Origin of the sequence: Baekduia sp. (genome assembly GCF_035996765.1) — a bacterium.
GTDB lineage: Bacteria > Actinomycetota > Thermoleophilia > Solirubrobacterales > Solirubrobacteraceae > Baekduia.
This window is the reverse complement of sequence record NZ_DASYJG010000099.1, coordinates 24,756-41,113: the sequence shown is the minus strand read 5'-3', so window position 1 is coordinate 41,113 and position 16,358 is coordinate 24,756. Positions and strand designations below refer to the sequence as shown.

Genomic DNA, 16,358 nt, shown 5'->3' with positions numbered 1-16,358 from the left:
GATAGCGCTGAACAGATGGCAAATCCCGGAGATCCGTCCGTCGGAATACCGCACCCCGACCACCCCACCGCCTATGGCTTCGATCGTCTGCCCGGTCTGGCGGCACTCGGGATGCACCTCCGTCACCGCCCGGTCGTCAACCACGTGCGGCGCCATAGGCCGGCGGGCATGCTGGACCTCGGCTGCGGCTATCGCGCGGATCTGCTCACACTCGTACACAAGGAAGTGCAAATGGCCGTGGGTGTCGATCTTGAGGTCGACCACGACCACGGCGCAACTCACGGACTCACCCTTGTGGACGGCGAGATCGTCGCGATCCTCGACACGTTCGACGCCGACTCGTTCGACTACATCACGATGATGTCTGTGCTTGAGCATCTGCCGGATCCCCAGGATGTGCTCAATGGCATCCACCGCGTGCTCGCCCCCGGCGGCATGGCGGTTGTCCACGTACCGACCTGGCTGGGCAAGCCCGTGCTCGAGGCCGTGGCCTTCCGACGCGGAATCAGTACCGAGAGCATCGACGACCACCGCACCTATTACCGCATCGCCGAGCTGTGGCCGATGGTGATCCACGCCGGCTTCCGTCCGATGAACACCAAGATGCGATACAGCATGCTCGGCTTCGCGCTACGCGCCGAACTCCGAAAGCCCGCTGCCTGACTCGACGTTAGGCGATCGACCGGAAGCCGCGGTCAAAGAGCTTCTCGGCCTGCCCGCCGGGGTCGGGCGAGTGCAGCAGGACGACCCCGAGGCGATGGCCGTTGCGCTTGACCGCGGCGACGAGGCAGCGGCCGGCAGCGTCGGTGAAGCCGGTCTTGATGCCGAGCGTGCCGGGATAGCGGGCCTTCAGCAGCGGGTTGTGGTTGTAGAGGTAGAGCCGGCCGCCCTTGATCGGGAACGGCAGGATCGCCTGGCGGCGGGCGACGATCTTCGCCAGCCGCGGCTCGTCCAGCAGCGCGCGCGCCTCCACGGCGAGATCGGCGGCGCACGAGTGGTTGCCGCGGTCGGTGAAGCCGCTGGGGGTGGAGTAGCGCGTGCAGGTCAGGCCCATGGCGCCGGCGCGCGCGTTCATCATCGCCACGAAGTCCGGCACGGTCTTGCCGGCGCGCTGGGCCAGCGCGATCGCCGCGTCGTTGCCCGACGGCAGCAGCAGCCCGTAGAGCATCGCCGAGACCCCGACCCACTTGTTCTTGGGCAGCACGCCGACGCCGGAGCCCTGGTAGGCCAGCGCCTGCTTGGTGATACGGACCTTCGAGCCCTCCGGCACGCGGTCGGCGACGACCAGCGCGGTCATGATCTTCGTGACGCTGGCGATCGGCAGGATCCGCGTCGGGTCCTTGCGCCACAGCACGCGGCCGGTGTCGAGGTCGAAGAGCAGCCCAGCACGTGGCTGATGGCCGAAGCGGATCTGCACAGGGTCGGGCGCGCCGTGGAGCGCCAGCGTCAGCGGTGACGTGGCGGCGGCAGGCGCGACCGGCCCGTTGGCTGCCTGGAGTGGGATGCTGTCCCCGCCCACCCCGCCGTCGGCCTGGCCGGTCGGTGTGGCGTCGCCACTGGTCCCGCATCCGACGGCGCCGCCCAGCAGCGCCAGCGCGGCGGCCGTCGCCACCAGCGCGCGCCTCATCGAGGCGGCTCCTTCAGCGCTCCGAAGATGCCGAGTCCGAGCATCGCGAGGATCATCAACGACAAGACGGTCAACACATCCGGTCCGTTGCGGATCGCGACATAAATGGTCAGGCCGGCGAGGACGGCGACGAGCAGGAATGCTCCGAGCAGAACGGGGCGCGGGTCCACGCCGTCAGGCCGCCATCGTGCTCGCCGGGCGCGGCGGGTAGTTGGGGTTCTTGTTGCGCGCGAAGGCGCGGATCAGCAACAGCCCGAAGAAGAAGCCGCCGATGTGGGCGAAATACGCGACGCCACCACCACCGCCGGTCGGGTCGCTCAACCCCCAGACACCGAAGAGCAGTTGCTGCAGGAACCAGATGCCCAGGACGATCGTGGCCGGGATCTCGATGATCGTGAAGAACAAGATGATGAAGAACAGCGTCAGGACCCGGGCACGGGGATAGAGCACGATGTAGCCGCCGAGCACGGCAGCGATCGCACCCGAGGCGCCGACGAGCGGGACCGCGTTGCCGCTGCCGCTGGCCACCAGCGTCTGGCCCGCCAGCGCTGCCAGGCCACCGAGCAGGTAGAAGATGATGAACTTGGGCTTGCCCATGCTGTCTTCGACGTTGTTGCCGAAGATCCAGAGGAAGAGCATGTTGCCGGCCAGGTGCAGGATCGAGCCGTGCATGAACATCGAGGTGAACGCGGTGACGAGCACCGACGGCTGCCCGCTGACGTCGCCGCAGGCGATCCCGCCGCCTTGGGCCACGCACTGCTGCCCGGGGTGCTTGATCTCGTAGGGGATCCAGCCGTAGTCGATGACGTTTGCGTCGGACGGGCCGTGCAGGATCCCGCCCTTCTGCCAGAGGAAATAGGCGAGCACGTTGGCCACGATCAGCACGATCGTGACCGCCGGGAACCGCAGCGTCGGGATGTTGTCGCGGAGCGGGATCAAGGGCCCGCGTTGACCCTAGTGGGCCGACCCACTAGCTCGCGGACGCGGCCGCAAGCGGCCCGACGCCCGGCTCGGGCTGCGGCACGTGCTCGTCGGCGTGGTAGGAGCTGCGCACCAGTGGCCCGGCGGCTACATGGTCGAAGCCCATCGCCATGCCGGCGGCCGCGAGCGCGTCGAACTCTTCGGGATGCCAGTAGCGCACCAGCGGCAGGTGGCGCTCGGTGGGGCGCAGGTACTGGCCGATCGTGATGACCTGGACGTCGTGCGCGCGCAGCTGGCCGAGCGCGTCGACCATCTCCTCGAAGGACTCGCCGAGGCCCACCATCAGCCCGGACTTGGTGACGACCTCGTGGCCGCCCATCTCCTTCGCGGTCTGCAGGACGCGCAGCGAGCGCTCCCAGGTCGAGCCGCGGCGGGCGATCGAGTACAGCCGCGGGGCGACCTCGACGTTGTGGTTGAACACGTCGGGGCGCTCGGCGATGACCTTGGCCAGCGGCATGTCGAGCCCCTGGAAGTCGGGCGTCAGCACCTCGATCTTGCACTTGGGCGCCTGGCGGCGGATCTGGCGGATGACCCCGACGAAGGCGTGCGCGCCCTTGTCGGGCATGTCGTCGCGGTCGACGCTGGTGATCACGGCGTGGCGCAGGCCCATGCGCGCGACCTGGCGGGCGACGCGGGCGGGCTCCAGCGGGTCGTTCCAGGTCGGCTTGCCGGTCTTGACGTGGCAGAAGCCGCAGCGTCGCGTGCACGTGTCGCCGAGGATCATGAACGTCGCGGTGCCGCGCTCCCAGCACTCGCCGATGTTCGGGCAGGCGGCCTCCTGGCACACGGTGTGCAGGTTGTCGTCGGCGATCTTGGCCTTGAGCTCGCGGTACTTCGGGCCGCCGGGCATCGGGACCTTGAACCACTTCGGCTTGCGCTCGCGGATGTCGAGGACGTCGGGTCCGAGGACCTTCAGGACATCCATCCCGCCGGGGTTGGCGCGCGAGCGGGTCTTGTGCTCGCGCTGCTGCGTCGTCGGTTCGGCGGCCATCGCCGACCGTAGGCTACCGAGCGGCTGAGACCAGCTTCGGGGCTGGTCGGTGGCCGTGGGCGCGCACGAGGTCGGCGCTGGAGCGCACCAGGGCGACGAGGGCGAACACGAAGAGCGCGAGCTGCAGCGTGGCGTGCTCGTTGGGCCCGCCGCGCCAGGTGATCGCCGCGGCGCAGGCGGCGAGGAAGCAGAGGTCGCCGGCCAGCGGGCCGGTCAGCAGGATCGCGGTCTGGCGGCGCCGCGAGGTCGTGGGCGCGTGGAGGCACTCGCCGCCCCAGAGCCAGGTCCGGGTCGGGCCGATCAGCAGCCGGCCGAGGCGCACGCTGAACAGTGGGCGGCCGGAGCCGAGCAGGACGCAGACGCGGCCCTTGGTCAGCGCCAGCGCGACCGCCGCGCGGCCGAACTCATGGATGAGCGCCGCGGGGATCGTGGCCGCGACGATGACGAGGAGAATGCGCAAGGTGCCGTCCATGGCGGAGTGCGCATCGGCACGTCCGCGCGCGGACTTGACTATCTGACGCAGAACTCAGCCGACGGGCGAGGGCACGGCGTCCAGCGCGCGCTCCAGGGCCTGCGGTGCGACGAGCCGTTGTCGGGCATTCAGCGCTTGCGCCAGGCCGTGGGCGACGCGTTTGCGGAGGCAGGCAAGGCGGTCGCTTTTGCCGGTTTCGTTGTAGACGGAGGTCATCGCGACACCGCCCAGCCCGCACGGGACGATCCACTCGAAGGGCGCCAAGTCGCCGTCGACGTTGAGGCTCAGCCCGTGCGTCGTCACCCCGTGGGAGATGTGCAGGCCGATCGAGCCGATCTTGCGCTCGCCGACCCAGACGCCGGTGAAGTCGCGGCCGTCGGCGGCGCGGCCGCGCGCCGCGATGCCTTCCTCGCTGAGGGCGTCCACCATCACCTGCTCGAGCTGGGAGACGAAGGCCATCACGTCGGTCACGCCGACGATCGGGTAGGCGACGAGCTGGCCGGGCCCGTGGTAGGTGACCTTGCCGCCGCGGTCGACGTCGACGATCTCGATCCCCTGCTGTGTGTAGTACTCCTCACCGAAGGGCAGCTCGCCTGCGACGCTGCGGCGTCCGCGCGTGTAGACGGGCGGATGCTCGAGCAGCAGGACGGTGTCGGGGATCGCGCCCGCTTGGCGGGCCGCGCGCACGCGGTGCTGGAGCGCCAGCGCCTCGGCGTAGGGCACGCGGCCCAGGTGCACGGTCCAGAGGTCCACCTGGCAGATGGTAGGCCGCGACAGGGCGCTCGGGAATCGGACCCGCCCGCCCGCGTGCGACACTCGCCCTCGTGGCCGAACGCCCGGCGATGGCCGTATGGCGCACCCGCCTGCGCTGGCGGTTGAGCGGCGCGTGGCAGTGGCCGACCTTCGCGGTCCTGACGGCGGTCGACGCGGTGGTCCTCGCGCGACTCCCGTTCTCCGGCGGGCGCGCCAACCTGCTCGGCTGCCTGTTGGCGGCGGGGCTGCTCAACCTGATGGTGATCGCGGTGATCTCGCGGCTAGGCGGCTGGCTCGTGCGGCGCCGTCGGCCGGATTTGCCACGCGAGATCGCGGCCGACCAGGCGGGAACGATCGGGCTGGTCGCGTTGTGCGTGCTCTTGGTCGTGGGCGGCCTGCTGCACCGGCCGGCGCTCACAGCCAACGATGCGCTGGCGGCGACCGTCATGCGCGAGGCGCGCGTCTTTGCCGCCCACCGGGCGCCGGCGCGGTACCTGCCGCTGCACGGCTCCGACACCGTCCAGCAGGGGCCAGATGTCTTTCGCACCTGCTTCTCGGGGCCCGACCCGCGCCGCGACTTCTGCGTCTTCATCCGCACCGACGAGCCGACGCTGATCAAGCGCGTCGACCCGGATCAGCGGCCCAACGCGACGATCGCGGGGCTCGATAATCCGGGTCGTGTCGACCACTGAGCCGCCGTATGTCGGCCTGCGGACATCAAGGATCGTTCGGGGCCGACCGATGCGGAGACGGGAATGCGCTTCTTGCGGGCATTTGTCGGGGTCGTGGGAGCTTCAGGCTCCATCATCGGCGCGGGCGGGCTCATCATCGCGATCTTCTCGATGGCCTTTGCGTTCCACAGCTGGCCAGATGTCCGATCGGCGCGCGGGCCCGGGATCGGCGTGATCGACCTGGCTGATGGTTCCCCCGCGCACGCGGGCGGTGGAGCGGCCGCGATGCGCCACGTGACCACGCTGCCGGCGGTGCCTGTGGCCATGGTGAGCCGTTCGGCGCGCGGGGCGGGGCGTCAGCAGCGGCGCAGGCGGTCGCTGCGACGTGTGCCGTCCACCGTCGCACGGCCCACGCAGGGGCACGGCGGTGACGGTGCGCCGGCGGCGGGCGACCCGGCGCCCGCGGCGACGGCGCCCAGTGCTGGCGGCGGCACGCCCTCAAGCTCGAGTGGCGGCGACGGCACGCGGCCCACGTCGGGCGGATCTGGCGGGTCGGGCGCGGGCGTGTCCGGCCCAGCCGCGCCATCCTCCACGCCGGCGCCGGCATCAGCGGCACCCGCGACCCCTCCTCCGGTCGGATCTCCTCCCGCGGCGGGCGTGACCGACACCGCGGCCCAGGCCGTGCAGGACACCACCCAGGCGGCCGGCGGCGTGGTCGCCGGCGCCACGAGCGGCGCTGCACAGGCCCTCGGCCCGGTCGCACCATCGGTGGCGACCACCGTGACGCAGGCCGGGCAGACGGTCGATCAGACCCTCACCGGTGTCGGTCAGGCGGTCGGCGGGATTCTCGGCGGCCTCGGCCACCGCCCGCGCTGAACGCCCTGCAGGCGGGATCGTTCACGTCGCGTCTCTGTGTCGAGCTATGGGTGTCATGGACCCTTTGCTCGACACGGACGGTCGATGACGGCTTACGTCGTGCCCTCTAGCCGCGCGCGGAGCGCGGTGAAGAGGGTCTCGGCGTCGGTGGGTGTTGCGGTGATGCGGACGGTGAGGGGTGCGAGGTGGCGGATGGTCACGGCGCCGGCGCGCGCGGTGGGGCGGGTGGTGGTGGGGCCGAAGGTGAGGGTGGCCGTGGGGTGGGGTGTGCGTGGGGTGCCCATGAGGGTGACGGTGCCGTCGGGGAGGACGATGGCGGCGTCGGTGAGGAGCGGTGCGATCGCGGTGGAGATCGCGTCTGCGAGTGGCGTGCCGGTGCGGCGCGCGGCGAGCAATGCCTCCATGTCGATCTCGGTCGACATGGTGTGGTCGGTCGCGCCGTCGCTGGACCGCGGGCCAAGGAGCTTGAGCACGGCCGCGACGATCGCCGCCTCGTCGGGGATAGCGAGCTGTTCGAGCGTGCGCGCGTAGGGCATCGGGATGTCGGCGCCGGTGACGCGGGCAACGGGTCGGGCAGACGTGGCGGCTGCCACGCGGGCCGCGAGCGTGGCGCCGATGCCGCCATCGGGCCAGCCCTCCTCGACGATGACGGCGCGGCCGGTCCGTCGCACCGACGCCGCGATCGTGGCGTGGTCGAGCGGGCGGACCGCACGCAGGTCGATCACCTCGGCGTCGACGCCGTGCTCGTCGGCTAGGCGCGCGGCGGCCGCGGCGGCCACGACAGCCATGCGCGAGCTCGCGACGATGCTGACGTCGCTGCCGGCACGTCGCACGACCGCCCGGCCAAGCGGTGCGACGTCGTCCTCGCCGACGGTCCCGCGTGTGTCGTAGAGGGCCGTGTGCTCAAGCACGACGACGGGATCGTCAGAGTGGATCGCCGCGGCCAGCAGCCCCTTGGCGTCGGCCGCTGTCGCCGGCACCGCGACGACCAGGCCCGGGATGTGATGCAACAACGCCTCTAGCGTCTGCGAGTGGATCGGCCCGAGGCGCGCACCGCCGCCCTGGGGCGTCCGCACCACGAGCGGTGCCGTCAGCCGGTCGCCCGAGAGCGCGCGCAGCGGCGCTGCGTGGTGGATCAACTGGTCGAGCGCAAGGACGCCGTAGCTCGCCGTCGTCAGCTCCACCACGGGTCGCAGACCCGCCAGCGCGGCGCCGATGCCGATGCCGACCAGCGCCGCCTCCGAGCTCGGCGCATCGCGCACACGCGTCGGGCCGAAGGCCTCCAACAACCCGGCCGTCACCCCGAACGCGCCGCCGCGGATGCCGATGTCCTGGCCCATGAGGACCACGCGCTCGTCGCGCTCCAGCGCCTCACGCAGCGCCTCGCCGAGCGCCTCGCGATAGGTGATCTCGCGGTCGCTCACGGCGCGACGGTGTGCTCGTGCAGCGTGCTGGCCTCCGGCTCCGGCGACGCCTCGGCCAGCGCCACCGCCAGGCCGATGCGGTCGCGTACGCCGGCATCGATCGCGTCGCGCTGGTCGTCGACCAACACGCCCTCGCGCTCCAGGCGGTCACCGAAGGCTGCGACCGGATCCGCGGGCCGACTGATCACCGCCTCCACGAGCGTCGGGCGCCGCTCTTCTCGCGCGCGACGCACCGCCTCGCCGACCACGTGATGCGTGTCGATCACGTCGGTCCCGTCGCAGCGCAGGCCCGCCACCCCGAACGCGGCGCTGCGCTGGAACAGCGCGGTCAGGGCCGGTGCGACGTCCAGCTCGCCGTGGTTGGTCACGAGGAACACCACCGGCAGCTCCCACATCGCCGCGAGGCCCAGCGTCTCGGCGAAGACGCCCTCGGCCGTCGCGCCGAGCGTCAGTTGACACAGCGTCACCGCGCCGGTCGACCGTGCAGCAGCGCTCAGCGCGACGCCCGCCGCGATCGGCGCATGGCCGGCCGGGATGCCGAAGCCGCCGAGCACACCGCGCTCGGGGTCGACGATGTGCGTCGACCCGCCACGACCGCCCGACGTCCCGCCAACCCGACCCATCAGCTCGGCCAGCACGAGGTCCGGCGGCGTGCCGCGCACCAGCGCGTGGGCATGCGCACGGAACGTCGACAGCACCGCGTCGCGCTCCTCCAACGCCCGCAGCGCGCCGACGATCACGGCCTCCTCGCTGCGCGCCGAATGCAGGAACCCGCCGATCGCACCCTTGGCGTACAACTCGGTCGAACGCTCCTCGAACCGGCGTATCAGGAGCATCGCCGTCCACCACTCCTTGGCCACGGCGGCGTCGGGGAGCGGATGGTCGGGCATCGCCGCGCGAGCCTACCGATTGTGTGCCCGCCCGCCCCGCAGCCGTCCGTCCGTAGCGGCTGCGGCGGACGGGCCCACATCGTCACCAGGGGTCAGAGGGTCTAGAGGAGCGTCACAACCGACTTGACCTCCGTGTACAGCTCGAGCGCCTCGGCGCCCATCTCGCGGCCCCACCCGGATTCCTTGTAGCCGCCGAACGGCAGGGCGGCGTCGAACACGTTGTAGCAGTTGATCCACACGGTGCCGGCCCGCAGGCGCTTGGCGGTGCGGTGGGCCTTGCTGAGGTCCTTCGTCCACACGCCTGACGCAAGGCCGAACGCGGTGCCGTTGGCCTGCCCGACGAGCTCGGACGGGTCCTTGAACGGCCGCACGGTGACGACCGGCCCAAAGATCTCCTCGGCCTCGACCTTCATCTGCGGGTTGGTGCCCGCGAGCACCGTCGGCTCCACGAAGTAGCCGCGGTCGCCGTGGCGCTTGCCGCCCGCGAGCGTCTCGGCGCCCTCGGTCTCACCGGAGGCCAGAAAGCCACAGACGCGGTCCAACTGCTCCTGGGAGACGAGCGGGCCCATCTCGGTGGCTGGGTCGAGGCCCGGCCCCACGTTGATGGACTTGGCATGGTCGGAGACGCCGCTGACGACCTCGTCGTAGACCGACTGCTCGACGAACAGCCGCGACCCGGCCGCGCAGCATTGGCCGTGGTTGAAGAAGATCGCGTTGGCCGCGCCCGGGATCGCCGTCTCCAGATCCGCGTCGGCGTAGACCACGTTGGGGGACTTGCCGCCGAGCTCCAACGACACCTTCTTGAGGTTGCCGGCGGCCGCCTGGAGGATGAGCCGGCCAACCTCGGTGGAGCCCGTGAAGGCGACCTTGTCGACGTCGGGATGCGCGGCCAGCGGCGCGCCGGTCTCCTCACCGAAGCCCGTGACGACGTTGACCACGCCTGGCGGGATGCCGGCCTCGAGGCACAGCTCGCCGAGGCGCAGCGCGCTCAGCGGGGTCTGCTCGGCGGGCTTGAGGATCACCGTGCAGCCGGTCGCCAGCGCGGGCCCGAGCTTCCACGCGGCCATCAGCAGTGGGAAGTTCCACGGGATGATCTGGCCGACGACGCCGACGGGATCGTGCAACGTGTAGGCATGCCACTCGGCGCCTGGCATGTAGGGCACCGAGATCTGCAGCGTCGAGCCGCCGCTCTTGGTCGTCCAACCCGACATGTAGTGGAACAGGTCGGCGGCGAGCGGGACGTCGGCGGCCTTGGCGATCGTCAGCGGCTTGCCGTTGTCCAGGGTCTCCAGCGTGGCGAGCTCGTCGCCATGCTCGAGGATCAGGTCGCCGAGGCGATGGATGGCGCGCCCGCGTTCGCTGGGCGACATGCGGCGCCACGGGCCGTCCGGGTCAAACGCCGCGCGGGCGGTCTTGACGGCACGGTCGATGTCTTCGGATGAGCCCCGCGGCACCGTTGCGAGGACATCGCCCGTCGCCGGGTCGTAGGTCTCGAAGGTCTGGCCGGACGCGGCCTGCACCCAGTCGCCACCGATGAGCATCCGGTGGTCGCGGGTCACGAAGTCGCGGGCGTGCTGGTCGATCTGGGCGTCAAGCGCCATGGTCTCTCCTCCGGGTTCGGACAGTTGGCACGACGCTACGCGCCAAGGGGTTGCAACTGGGTTGCGTGAGGCGTACAACCGAGGGTGGGTTTGATGAATTCCTGGGTTGCGATCCCCTCGACGGGCGATCGGCGCGGGCGCGCGCTGCGGTTGGCGCGAGCACACGACGCCGTGCTGTCGGGCGCGCCGCCGCCGGCCGAGCTGCGCGGCGTCATCGCCGATTCCTGGCGCCGCTGCACTGCTGCCGGCTTCGACGCGCAGCGCGGCTTGGCACCGCTGGCGCTGGCGGGCGACGAGGCGTCGGAGCGCTGGGCGCGTTCGCCGCTGGCGGCAGCCGAAGGCGTCCTGCGCGAGCTGCTCGACGACGTGCGCGCCGAGGGCGAGCAGGTGCTGCTGGTCTGCGACGCCGACGGGACGCTGCTGTGGATCGACGGCGACGAGCAGATGCTGCACGATGCGACCAGCGTGCACCTGATGCGCGGCGCGCGCTGGAGCGAGGCCGACGCGGGCACCAACGCGATGGGCACCGCGCTGGCCGTCGACCACTCCCTGCAGGTGTTCAGCGCCGAGCACTTCGCGACGCCCGTCCACGGCTGGACCTGCAGCGCGGCGCCGCTGCACGATCCGGTCAGCGGACAGTTGCTCGGCGTCCTCGATCTTTCCGGTCCGCTGCAGACCGCGCATCCGCACTCGCTCGCGCTGGTGACCGCGGCCGCGCGGATGGTCGAGGCGGTGCTGCTGCGCGAGGCGGCACAGCGCGCGGCGCGGGAGGCCGAGCTGGCCCGCACCTTCGCGCTGGCCCCACGGCCGCGCGCGGCCTCCGCCGGCCTCGCGCTCCGGGTGCTCGGGCGCGACCGCGCCGAGGTCGACCTCGGCGATCAGACCGTCACCCTCTCGCGGCGTCACAGCGAGTTGATGGTCTTGCTCGCGCTGCGGCCGGAGGGCATGTCGGCCGAGGAGGTCGCGATCGCCACGCACGGCGACTTCGGCAAGCCGGTGACCGCACGCGCGGAGCTCTCGCGCCTGCGGCGCATCCTCGGCCCGCGGCTGCTGGCCGAGCCCTACCGCCTGGACACCTCCCCGCATGCGGACTTCCTGACCGCGGGAGAGCTTGCCGGCGCAGGCGCGCTGCACGCCGCGCTGGATGCCTACCCCGGCCCGCTGCTGCCGCGCTCCGAGCTGCCGCTGGTCGTCGAAGCGCGCGAGAGCCTCGACCACCGCGTGCGCTCGGCGATCCTGCGCTCCGGCACCCCGGACCTCCTACACCGCTGGGTCCATTCCGTCGCCGGCCGCGACGACCTCCAGGCCTGCCGTCACCTGGTCGCGACACTGGGCGAGGACGACGACCGCCGCCCTGCAGCGCTCTCACACCTGCGCCAGCTGGTCCTGATCGACTGAACGCGTCAGTCGAACTGCCGCGGCTCGGCGACGGCCCACTCATACAAGAAGTCCTCGGGGCTGAGGCGGTCGAGGTCGCGGATCAGCGCCTCGACCATCCGGCGGCGCTGGCGCGAGGTGCAGTCCCAGAAGAGCACGCCCTCGCCCTGGTCGCGGTCGACGACCTCGATCGTGTCGCGGACGACGAGCACCTCATAGCGGGAGCGGGCTCTCACGGGGCACTCACCGTATCCAGCGCGGCGTCTCCTTCCAGCAAGGTCTCCTGCGGCGTCCAGACGGTCGGACACGACACGACCCCGCGCGCCACCGCCAGCGCGGTCGCCTCGTCCAGCACGCGGCCCACCGCGTCGCGCTCGATCGCCTGCAGCACCGCTCGCGGATGCATCTCGCACGCCGACGCGGCGATCAGCACCACGTCGGTGTCGCCGAGGTCGGCGCCGCCTGCGTAGGCCTGGCGGAAGGCGGCCAGCCCGAAGGCCACGACGCGCCCGATCTGCTTGGCGTAGGTCGCGGCGCGCAGTGCCAGCTCGCTGTCGAAGGGCGGCGGCCAGCGCAGGTTCTGCAGCGTCCGCGCCGCCGCAACCCGCTCGATCTCCAACCGCGCGATGTCGCGCTCCTGCGCGCACCGGAAGCCGTCATCCCACGCGCGCGACGCGCGAATCGGGATCCACTCCGCGGCGAACGGCAGCGTCTGGATCACTCGCTCGGCGGCGAGGTACGCGTCGGGCGAGGAGAAGTCGAAGTAGAAGGCCGCCCGCTCTTCCGGCGGCGTCGGTTCGGCGCCGGCGTGCTGGGTGACGTCGAAGCCCATGGGCTTGCTACCGCCGCGATCAGCCGTGGATGAGCCAGCCGTCGGCGGCCCGCGCGGCCTCCATCACGCCCTCCGACAGGGTCGGGTGGCCGTGGATGATGCGCGCCACCTCGGGGTAGCCGCCCTCAAGCAGCCGCACGTTGACGAGCTCCTGGATCAGCTCGGTGGCGCGGGTGCCGACGATGTGGCCGCCGAGCATCTCGCCGTACTGCTTGTCGCCGATGATCTTGATGACGCCGGTGCGGTCGCCGTAGACCGTGCCCGCGCCGACCGCGCCGTACTGGACCTTGCCGACGGTCACGTCGTAGCCCTGCTCGCGCGCCTGCTCCTCGGTCAGCCCGAACGAGCCGACGTTGGGCGTGCAGAACGTCGCGCGCGGGATGTCGAGGTAGGCGATCGGGTGCGTCTTCAGCCCGGCCGCGTCCTCGACGGCGATGACGCCCTCGTCGCTGGCCTTGTGCGCCAGCGCGGGGCCGGGGACGAGGTCGCCGATGGCATACACCTTGGGTCGCGAGGTGCGCAGCGCGCCGTCGACCTTGATGAGGCCGGCCTCGGTCAGCTCGATCCCCGCCGCGTCCAGACCAAGTGCTGCAACATCCGGTCCGCGGCCGGCGGCGATGACGACCCAGTCGGCCTCCTGGCCTTCGTAGAAGGTGCCGACCTTGACCTCGATGCCCTGCTTCTTGAAGCCGCGCGCGGCGGCCTTGGAGATGTCGGCGTCCTCGGTCGGTAGCACGCGGTCCAGGCCCTCATACAAGGTGACCTGCGTGCCGAGGCGCTGGTAGGCGCTGGCGATCTCGGTGCCTGACGCGCCCGCGCCGATGACCACCATGGTGGCCGGCAGCTCGGTGAGCGCCCAGGCCTCCTCGGTGCCGATGACGTTGCCGCCGAAGTCCAGTCCGGGCAGCGGCTTCTTCACGCTGCCGGTCGCGAGGATGACGGCCTTCTCGGCCTTGTACACCGTGTCGCCGACCTTGACGTCGCCGTCGGCGGTCAGCGACGCCTCGCCGGAGATGACCTCGATGTTGTTCTTCTTGAACAACCCGGCGACGCCGCCGGTGAGCGTGCCGATGACCTTCTTGCGCCGCTCGCCGATCGCGCCGAAGTCGACGGTCGGCTCGGTGCCGTTCAAGTTGATGCCGTACTCGCCCGCCTCGCGGACCTCGGACAGGATGTCGGCGCTGCGCAGCACCGCCTTGGCCGGGATGCACGCGTAGTTCAGGCAGCGGCCGCCGACCACGTCGTCGCGTTCGATCACCACCGTGCGCAACCCGAGCTGCGCCGAGCGGATCGCGGCGACATAGCCCCCGGGACCCGAGCCGATGACGATGGTGTCGAAGCTTTCTGCCATACCTCGGAATGTAGCGAACGGGTGGTAGGACCCTACCTACGGTCAGACGGGGTCATCGAGCGGCACCTGGAGCCGCGCGAGGACGCGCACCAACTTCCAGAACAACCACCCGGCCGGGACGATCACGGCGAAGCTCAACGCGACGTCGCCGACCGACGACGCGCGCAGCAGGAACAGGAAGAAGAAGACCACCAGGATCGCCAGCAGGATCTGGAAGAGCAGGACCGCGATGTAGTGCTTGGTCCACATGCCCCAGGCCGCGGCGAACATCAGCGCGCAGTAGACGAGCAGCGTGCCGGCGCCGCCCTTGCCGCTGTAGCCGGTCGCGGCGAGCACGAGGTTGATGGTGCCGAGCAGGAGCGCGGTCGCGACCGCGACGACCAGCGGCGTGGGGCGCTCTCCGGGCCCGATCGGATCGAGCGCAGCGCGCAGCTCGGCGTTGCGCTCTTCGGAGGACTTGCGCGGACGACGGACGCCCGGAGGTCCTTCGTCGAGCGCGTGGGCGAGGCGGCGCGTCGCGGCCTCGGGATCCTCGGCCTCGGCGATCGCTCGTACGATCGCGGCGCGGTTGGCGCCCGCGGCCATCACCGTGTTGATCGTCGCCTCGTCGACCCCGCCGATTGCAAACCACGGCACCTTGGCGTTGCGCGCCGCGTAGGTGACGAGCTCCAGGCCGACGGCGGGTCGACCGGGCTTGGTCGGCGTCGTGTGGACCGGGCCGACGCCGATGTAGTCGGCCTCGGCACCCGCTTCGACCTGCTCGGGGCTGTGGGTGGACTGGCCGACGAGCGCGTCGGGGCCGGCGATCGCGCGCGCCTGGGCGACCGACGCGTCGTCCTGGCCCACATGCACGCCGTCGGCGCCGGTGGCGGCGACGAGGTCGGGCCGGTCGTTGAGGATGAAGAGCGCGCCGGCGACCTCGCACCACTCGCGCGCGACGGCGGCTGCGGCGAGGATCTCCTCGTCGGAGGCGTCTTTGCAGCGCAGCTGGAAGATGTCGACGCCGCCGCGCAGCGCGGGCGCGAGCACCGACTCCAGCGGGCGCCCGCCGGGCGTGGCGTCGCAGATCAGGTACAGGCGCGCGGCCGACAGCCGCGCACGCCGGCGCTCCAGGAGGGACATCGGCGGCGAAGTGTGCCAGCGCGGGCGTCGAGGGACGACTGATGGTCGCTATCCGGCCATGAGTCGTCCCTCGATGGTGCGGCCGTCGCGGTACGCTCGATGTCGGGTGAGCACCCAGCTTCCGCACGCAGACGTGGCCGTGGTCGGTGGCGGCGTCATCGGCCTCGCGGCCGCGTGGCGCGCGCGCCAGCGCGGGCTGGAGGTCGTCGTGCTCGATCGCGCCGACTTCGGCGCCGGCGCCTCGCGCGCGGCCGCCGGGATGCTGGCGCCGGTCGCCGAGGCCGACGCCCAGGAGCGCGCGCTGCTCGTGCACAACCTGGAGAGCGCGCGGCGCTGGCCGGCGTTCGCCGCCGAGCTGGCCGATGTCACGGGCCTGGACGTCGGCTACCGCGCCTGCGGCTCGCTGCTGCTCGCGCGCGATCGCGACGAGGCCGAGCACGTCGAGCGCGAGCGCGCGCTGCGGGAGCGGATGGGCTTGGCCGTCGAGCGTCTGCTGGGCTCCGAGGCGCGGCGGCGCGAGCCGGCGCTGGCGCCGTCGTTGCGGCTGGCACTTGCGCTGCCCGACGACCACGCGGTCGAGCCGGCGCGGCTGGTCGCGGCGCTGCTGGAGGCGTGCTCGCGCGCGGGCGTGCACCTGTACCCGCACTCAGTTGTTGAGGACATTGCCACGCTGGACGCGGAGCGGATCGTCATCGCCGCCGGCGCGTGGTCGGGGTCGTTGGGCGCCGTCCCCGTCCGTCCGGTCAAGGGCCAGGCGCTGCGCCTGCGCGACCCGTCCGGTCCCGGGCTCTGCGACCATGTCCTGCGCTTCGAAGGCGGTTATCTCGTCCCGCGCGGCGACGGCCGCTACTACCTCGGCGCGACGATGGAGGAGCGCGGCTTCGACACCGCGGTCACCGCGCTCGGCGTCTACGAGCTGTTGCGGGATGCCGCCGAGGTGCTGCCCGGGATCCTCGAGCTGGAGATCGACGAGGCCTTCGCGGGCCTGCGCCCCGGGACGCCCGACAACGCGCCGATCGTCGGGACCGATCCCGTCGATGAACGCATCGTCTGGGCGACCGGCCACTTTCGCAACGGCATCCTGCTCTGCCCGATCACCGCTGAGCTGGTTGCCGATGAGCTGACCGGCGGCCGCCCCGACCACGCGTTTCGTCCGGAGCGCTTCGCGGCCACCACGGAGGCCACCCCAGCATGATCATCATCAACGGCGAGCCGTCTGACATCGTGCCCGGAGCGACCGTCGCGGCGCTCCTGGCCCATCTCGACGTCCCGGAGCGCGGTGTCGCCGTCGCCGTTGACGCCGAGGTCGTCCCGCGCGGAGAGTGGCCGACGTTCGCCGTCGTCGACGGCGCGCGGGTGGAAGTCCTGATCGCGGTCCAGGGAGGATGAA

19 protein-coding genes are annotated in these 16,358 nt (G+C 71.7%); 6 read left to right on the top strand and 13 right to left on the bottom strand.

Translation table 11 applies throughout. The features are described 5' to 3' along the window. Positions 1–15: 15 nt before the first annotated feature. Positions 16–663 carry a class I SAM-dependent methyltransferase gene (locus tag VGO10_RS21475; RefSeq protein ID WP_327472055.1) on the top strand — a complete coding sequence of 216 codons (648 nt, stop codon included), beginning with the start codon at positions 16–18 and terminating at the stop codon, positions 661–663. 7 nt (positions 664–670) lie between these two features. On the opposite strand, the gene VGO10_RS21470 is transcribed toward VGO10_RS21475, so the two are convergent. Genes VGO10_RS21470 through lipB form a run of 6 tightly spaced genes read right to left on the bottom strand, consistent with a single transcriptional unit; the run spans position 671 to position 4,824 of the window. Beyond that, the gene (locus VGO10_RS21470) at positions 671–1,627 is read right to left on the bottom strand and encodes a D-alanyl-D-alanine carboxypeptidase family protein (protein ID WP_327472054.1); all 957 of its coding nucleotides are present in this window, start codon (positions 1,625–1,627) and stop codon (positions 671–673) included. Next, positions 1,624–1,797 (bottom strand): hypothetical protein, encoded by a 174-nt coding sequence (locus tag VGO10_RS21465; RefSeq protein WP_327472053.1) that lies wholly within the window; start codon positions 1,795–1,797, stop codon positions 1,624–1,626. Before VGO10_RS21465 ends, VGO10_RS21470 begins: the two co-directional genes overlap by 4 nt. Before the next feature lie 4 nt (positions 1,798–1,801). Then, complete coding sequence (locus VGO10_RS21460) at positions 1,802–2,566, bottom strand: rhomboid family intramembrane serine protease (protein WP_327472052.1); 765 nt, start codon at positions 2,564–2,566, stop codon at positions 1,802–1,804. 31 nt (positions 2,567–2,597) lie between these two features. Then, positions 2,598–3,599, bottom strand: a complete 1,002-nt coding sequence (lipA, locus tag VGO10_RS21455) for a lipoyl synthase (RefSeq protein ID WP_327472051.1) — start codon at positions 3,597–3,599, stop codon at positions 2,598–2,600. Between the two features lie 13 nt (positions 3,600–3,612). Next, positions 3,613–4,071: a hypothetical protein gene (locus tag VGO10_RS21450; RefSeq protein ID WP_327472050.1), complete on the bottom strand. Its 459-nt coding sequence runs from the start codon at positions 4,069–4,071 to the stop codon at positions 3,613–3,615. 54 nt (positions 4,072–4,125) lie between these two features. Then, positions 4,126–4,824, bottom strand: a complete 699-nt coding sequence (gene lipB / locus VGO10_RS21445; RefSeq protein ID WP_327472049.1) for a lipoyl(octanoyl) transferase LipB — start codon at positions 4,822–4,824, stop codon at positions 4,126–4,128. Positions 4,825–4,895: 71 nt separating this feature from the next. Between lipB and VGO10_RS21440 the strand changes: the two genes are divergently transcribed. Both VGO10_RS21440 and VGO10_RS21435 read left to right on the top strand, forming a co-directional pair. Then, positions 4,896–5,516: a hypothetical protein gene (locus tag VGO10_RS21440; RefSeq protein ID WP_327472048.1), complete on the top strand. Its 621-nt coding sequence runs from the start codon at positions 4,896–4,898 to the stop codon at positions 5,514–5,516. 93 nt (positions 5,517–5,609) lie between these two features. Further along, positions 5,610–6,371: a hypothetical protein gene (locus VGO10_RS21435; protein WP_327472047.1), complete on the top strand. Its 762-nt coding sequence runs from the start codon at positions 5,610–5,612 to the stop codon at positions 6,369–6,371. A 92-nt stretch (positions 6,372–6,463) separates the two neighbouring features. Here VGO10_RS21435 and VGO10_RS21430 read toward each other — a convergent pair whose 3' ends face one another. The 3 genes from VGO10_RS21430 to VGO10_RS21420 all read right to left on the bottom strand — a co-directional run bounded on the left by VGO10_RS21430 (position 6,464) and on the right by VGO10_RS21420 (position 10,286). Beyond that, positions 6,464–7,795 (bottom strand): pyruvate dehydrogenase complex E1 component subunit beta, encoded by a 1,332-nt coding sequence (locus VGO10_RS21430; RefSeq protein WP_327472046.1) that lies wholly within the window; start codon positions 7,793–7,795, stop codon positions 6,464–6,466. Further along, positions 7,792–8,685: a thiamine pyrophosphate-dependent enzyme gene (locus VGO10_RS21425; protein WP_327472045.1), complete on the bottom strand. Its 894-nt coding sequence runs from the start codon at positions 8,683–8,685 to the stop codon at positions 7,792–7,794. The genes VGO10_RS21430 and VGO10_RS21425 overlap by 4 nt, the downstream gene beginning before the upstream one ends. Positions 8,686–8,786: 101 nt before the next feature. Further along, on the bottom strand, positions 8,787–10,286 hold the full coding sequence (locus tag VGO10_RS21420) for an aldehyde dehydrogenase family protein (RefSeq protein ID WP_327472044.1): 1,500 nt from the start codon (positions 10,284–10,286) through the stop codon (positions 8,787–8,789). Between the two features lie 93 nt (positions 10,287–10,379). On the opposite strand from VGO10_RS21420, the gene VGO10_RS21415 reads away from it, so the two are divergent. Continuing rightward, on the top strand, positions 10,380–11,684 hold the full coding sequence (locus tag VGO10_RS21415) for a GAF domain-containing protein (protein WP_327472043.1): 1,305 nt from the start codon (positions 10,380–10,382) through the stop codon (positions 11,682–11,684). A 5-nt stretch (positions 11,685–11,689) separates the two neighbouring features. On the opposite strand, the gene VGO10_RS21410 is transcribed toward VGO10_RS21415, so the two are convergent. The 4 genes from VGO10_RS21410 to thiE are packed head-to-tail and all read right to left on the bottom strand — an operon-like array spanning position 11,690 to position 14,968. Further along, a complete protein-coding gene (locus tag VGO10_RS21410; protein ID WP_327472042.1) occupies positions 11,690–11,899 on the bottom strand; it encodes a hypothetical protein in 210 nt (69 codons plus the stop codon). Further along, positions 11,896–12,495 (bottom strand): DsbA family protein, encoded by a 600-nt coding sequence (locus VGO10_RS21405; protein ID WP_327472041.1) that lies wholly within the window; start codon positions 12,493–12,495, stop codon positions 11,896–11,898. Before VGO10_RS21405 ends, VGO10_RS21410 begins: the two co-directional genes overlap by 4 nt. A 19-nt stretch (positions 12,496–12,514) precedes the next feature. Next, positions 12,515–13,846, bottom strand: a complete 1,332-nt coding sequence (gene lpdA / locus VGO10_RS21400) for a dihydrolipoyl dehydrogenase (protein WP_327472040.1) — start codon at positions 13,844–13,846, stop codon at positions 12,515–12,517. Positions 13,847–13,888: 42 nt separating this feature from the next. Beyond that, the gene (gene thiE / locus VGO10_RS21395) at positions 13,889–14,968 is read right to left on the bottom strand and encodes a thiamine phosphate synthase (protein WP_327472039.1); all 1,080 of its coding nucleotides are present in this window, start codon (positions 14,966–14,968) and stop codon (positions 13,889–13,891) included. Between the two features lie 106 nt (positions 14,969–15,074). Between thiE and thiO the strand changes: the two genes are divergently transcribed. Then, positions 15,075–16,163, top strand: coding sequence for a glycine oxidase ThiO (thiO, locus tag VGO10_RS21390; RefSeq protein ID WP_327472038.1), 1,089 nt, complete (start codon positions 15,075–15,077; stop codon positions 16,161–16,163). After that, positions 16,160–16,357 carry a sulfur carrier protein ThiS gene (thiS, locus tag VGO10_RS21385; RefSeq protein WP_327472037.1) on the top strand — a complete coding sequence of 66 codons (198 nt, stop codon included), beginning with the start codon at positions 16,160–16,162 and terminating at the stop codon, positions 16,355–16,357. Before thiO ends, thiS begins: the two co-directional genes overlap by 4 nt. The last annotated feature ends 1 nt before the right edge of the window (position 16,358 follow it).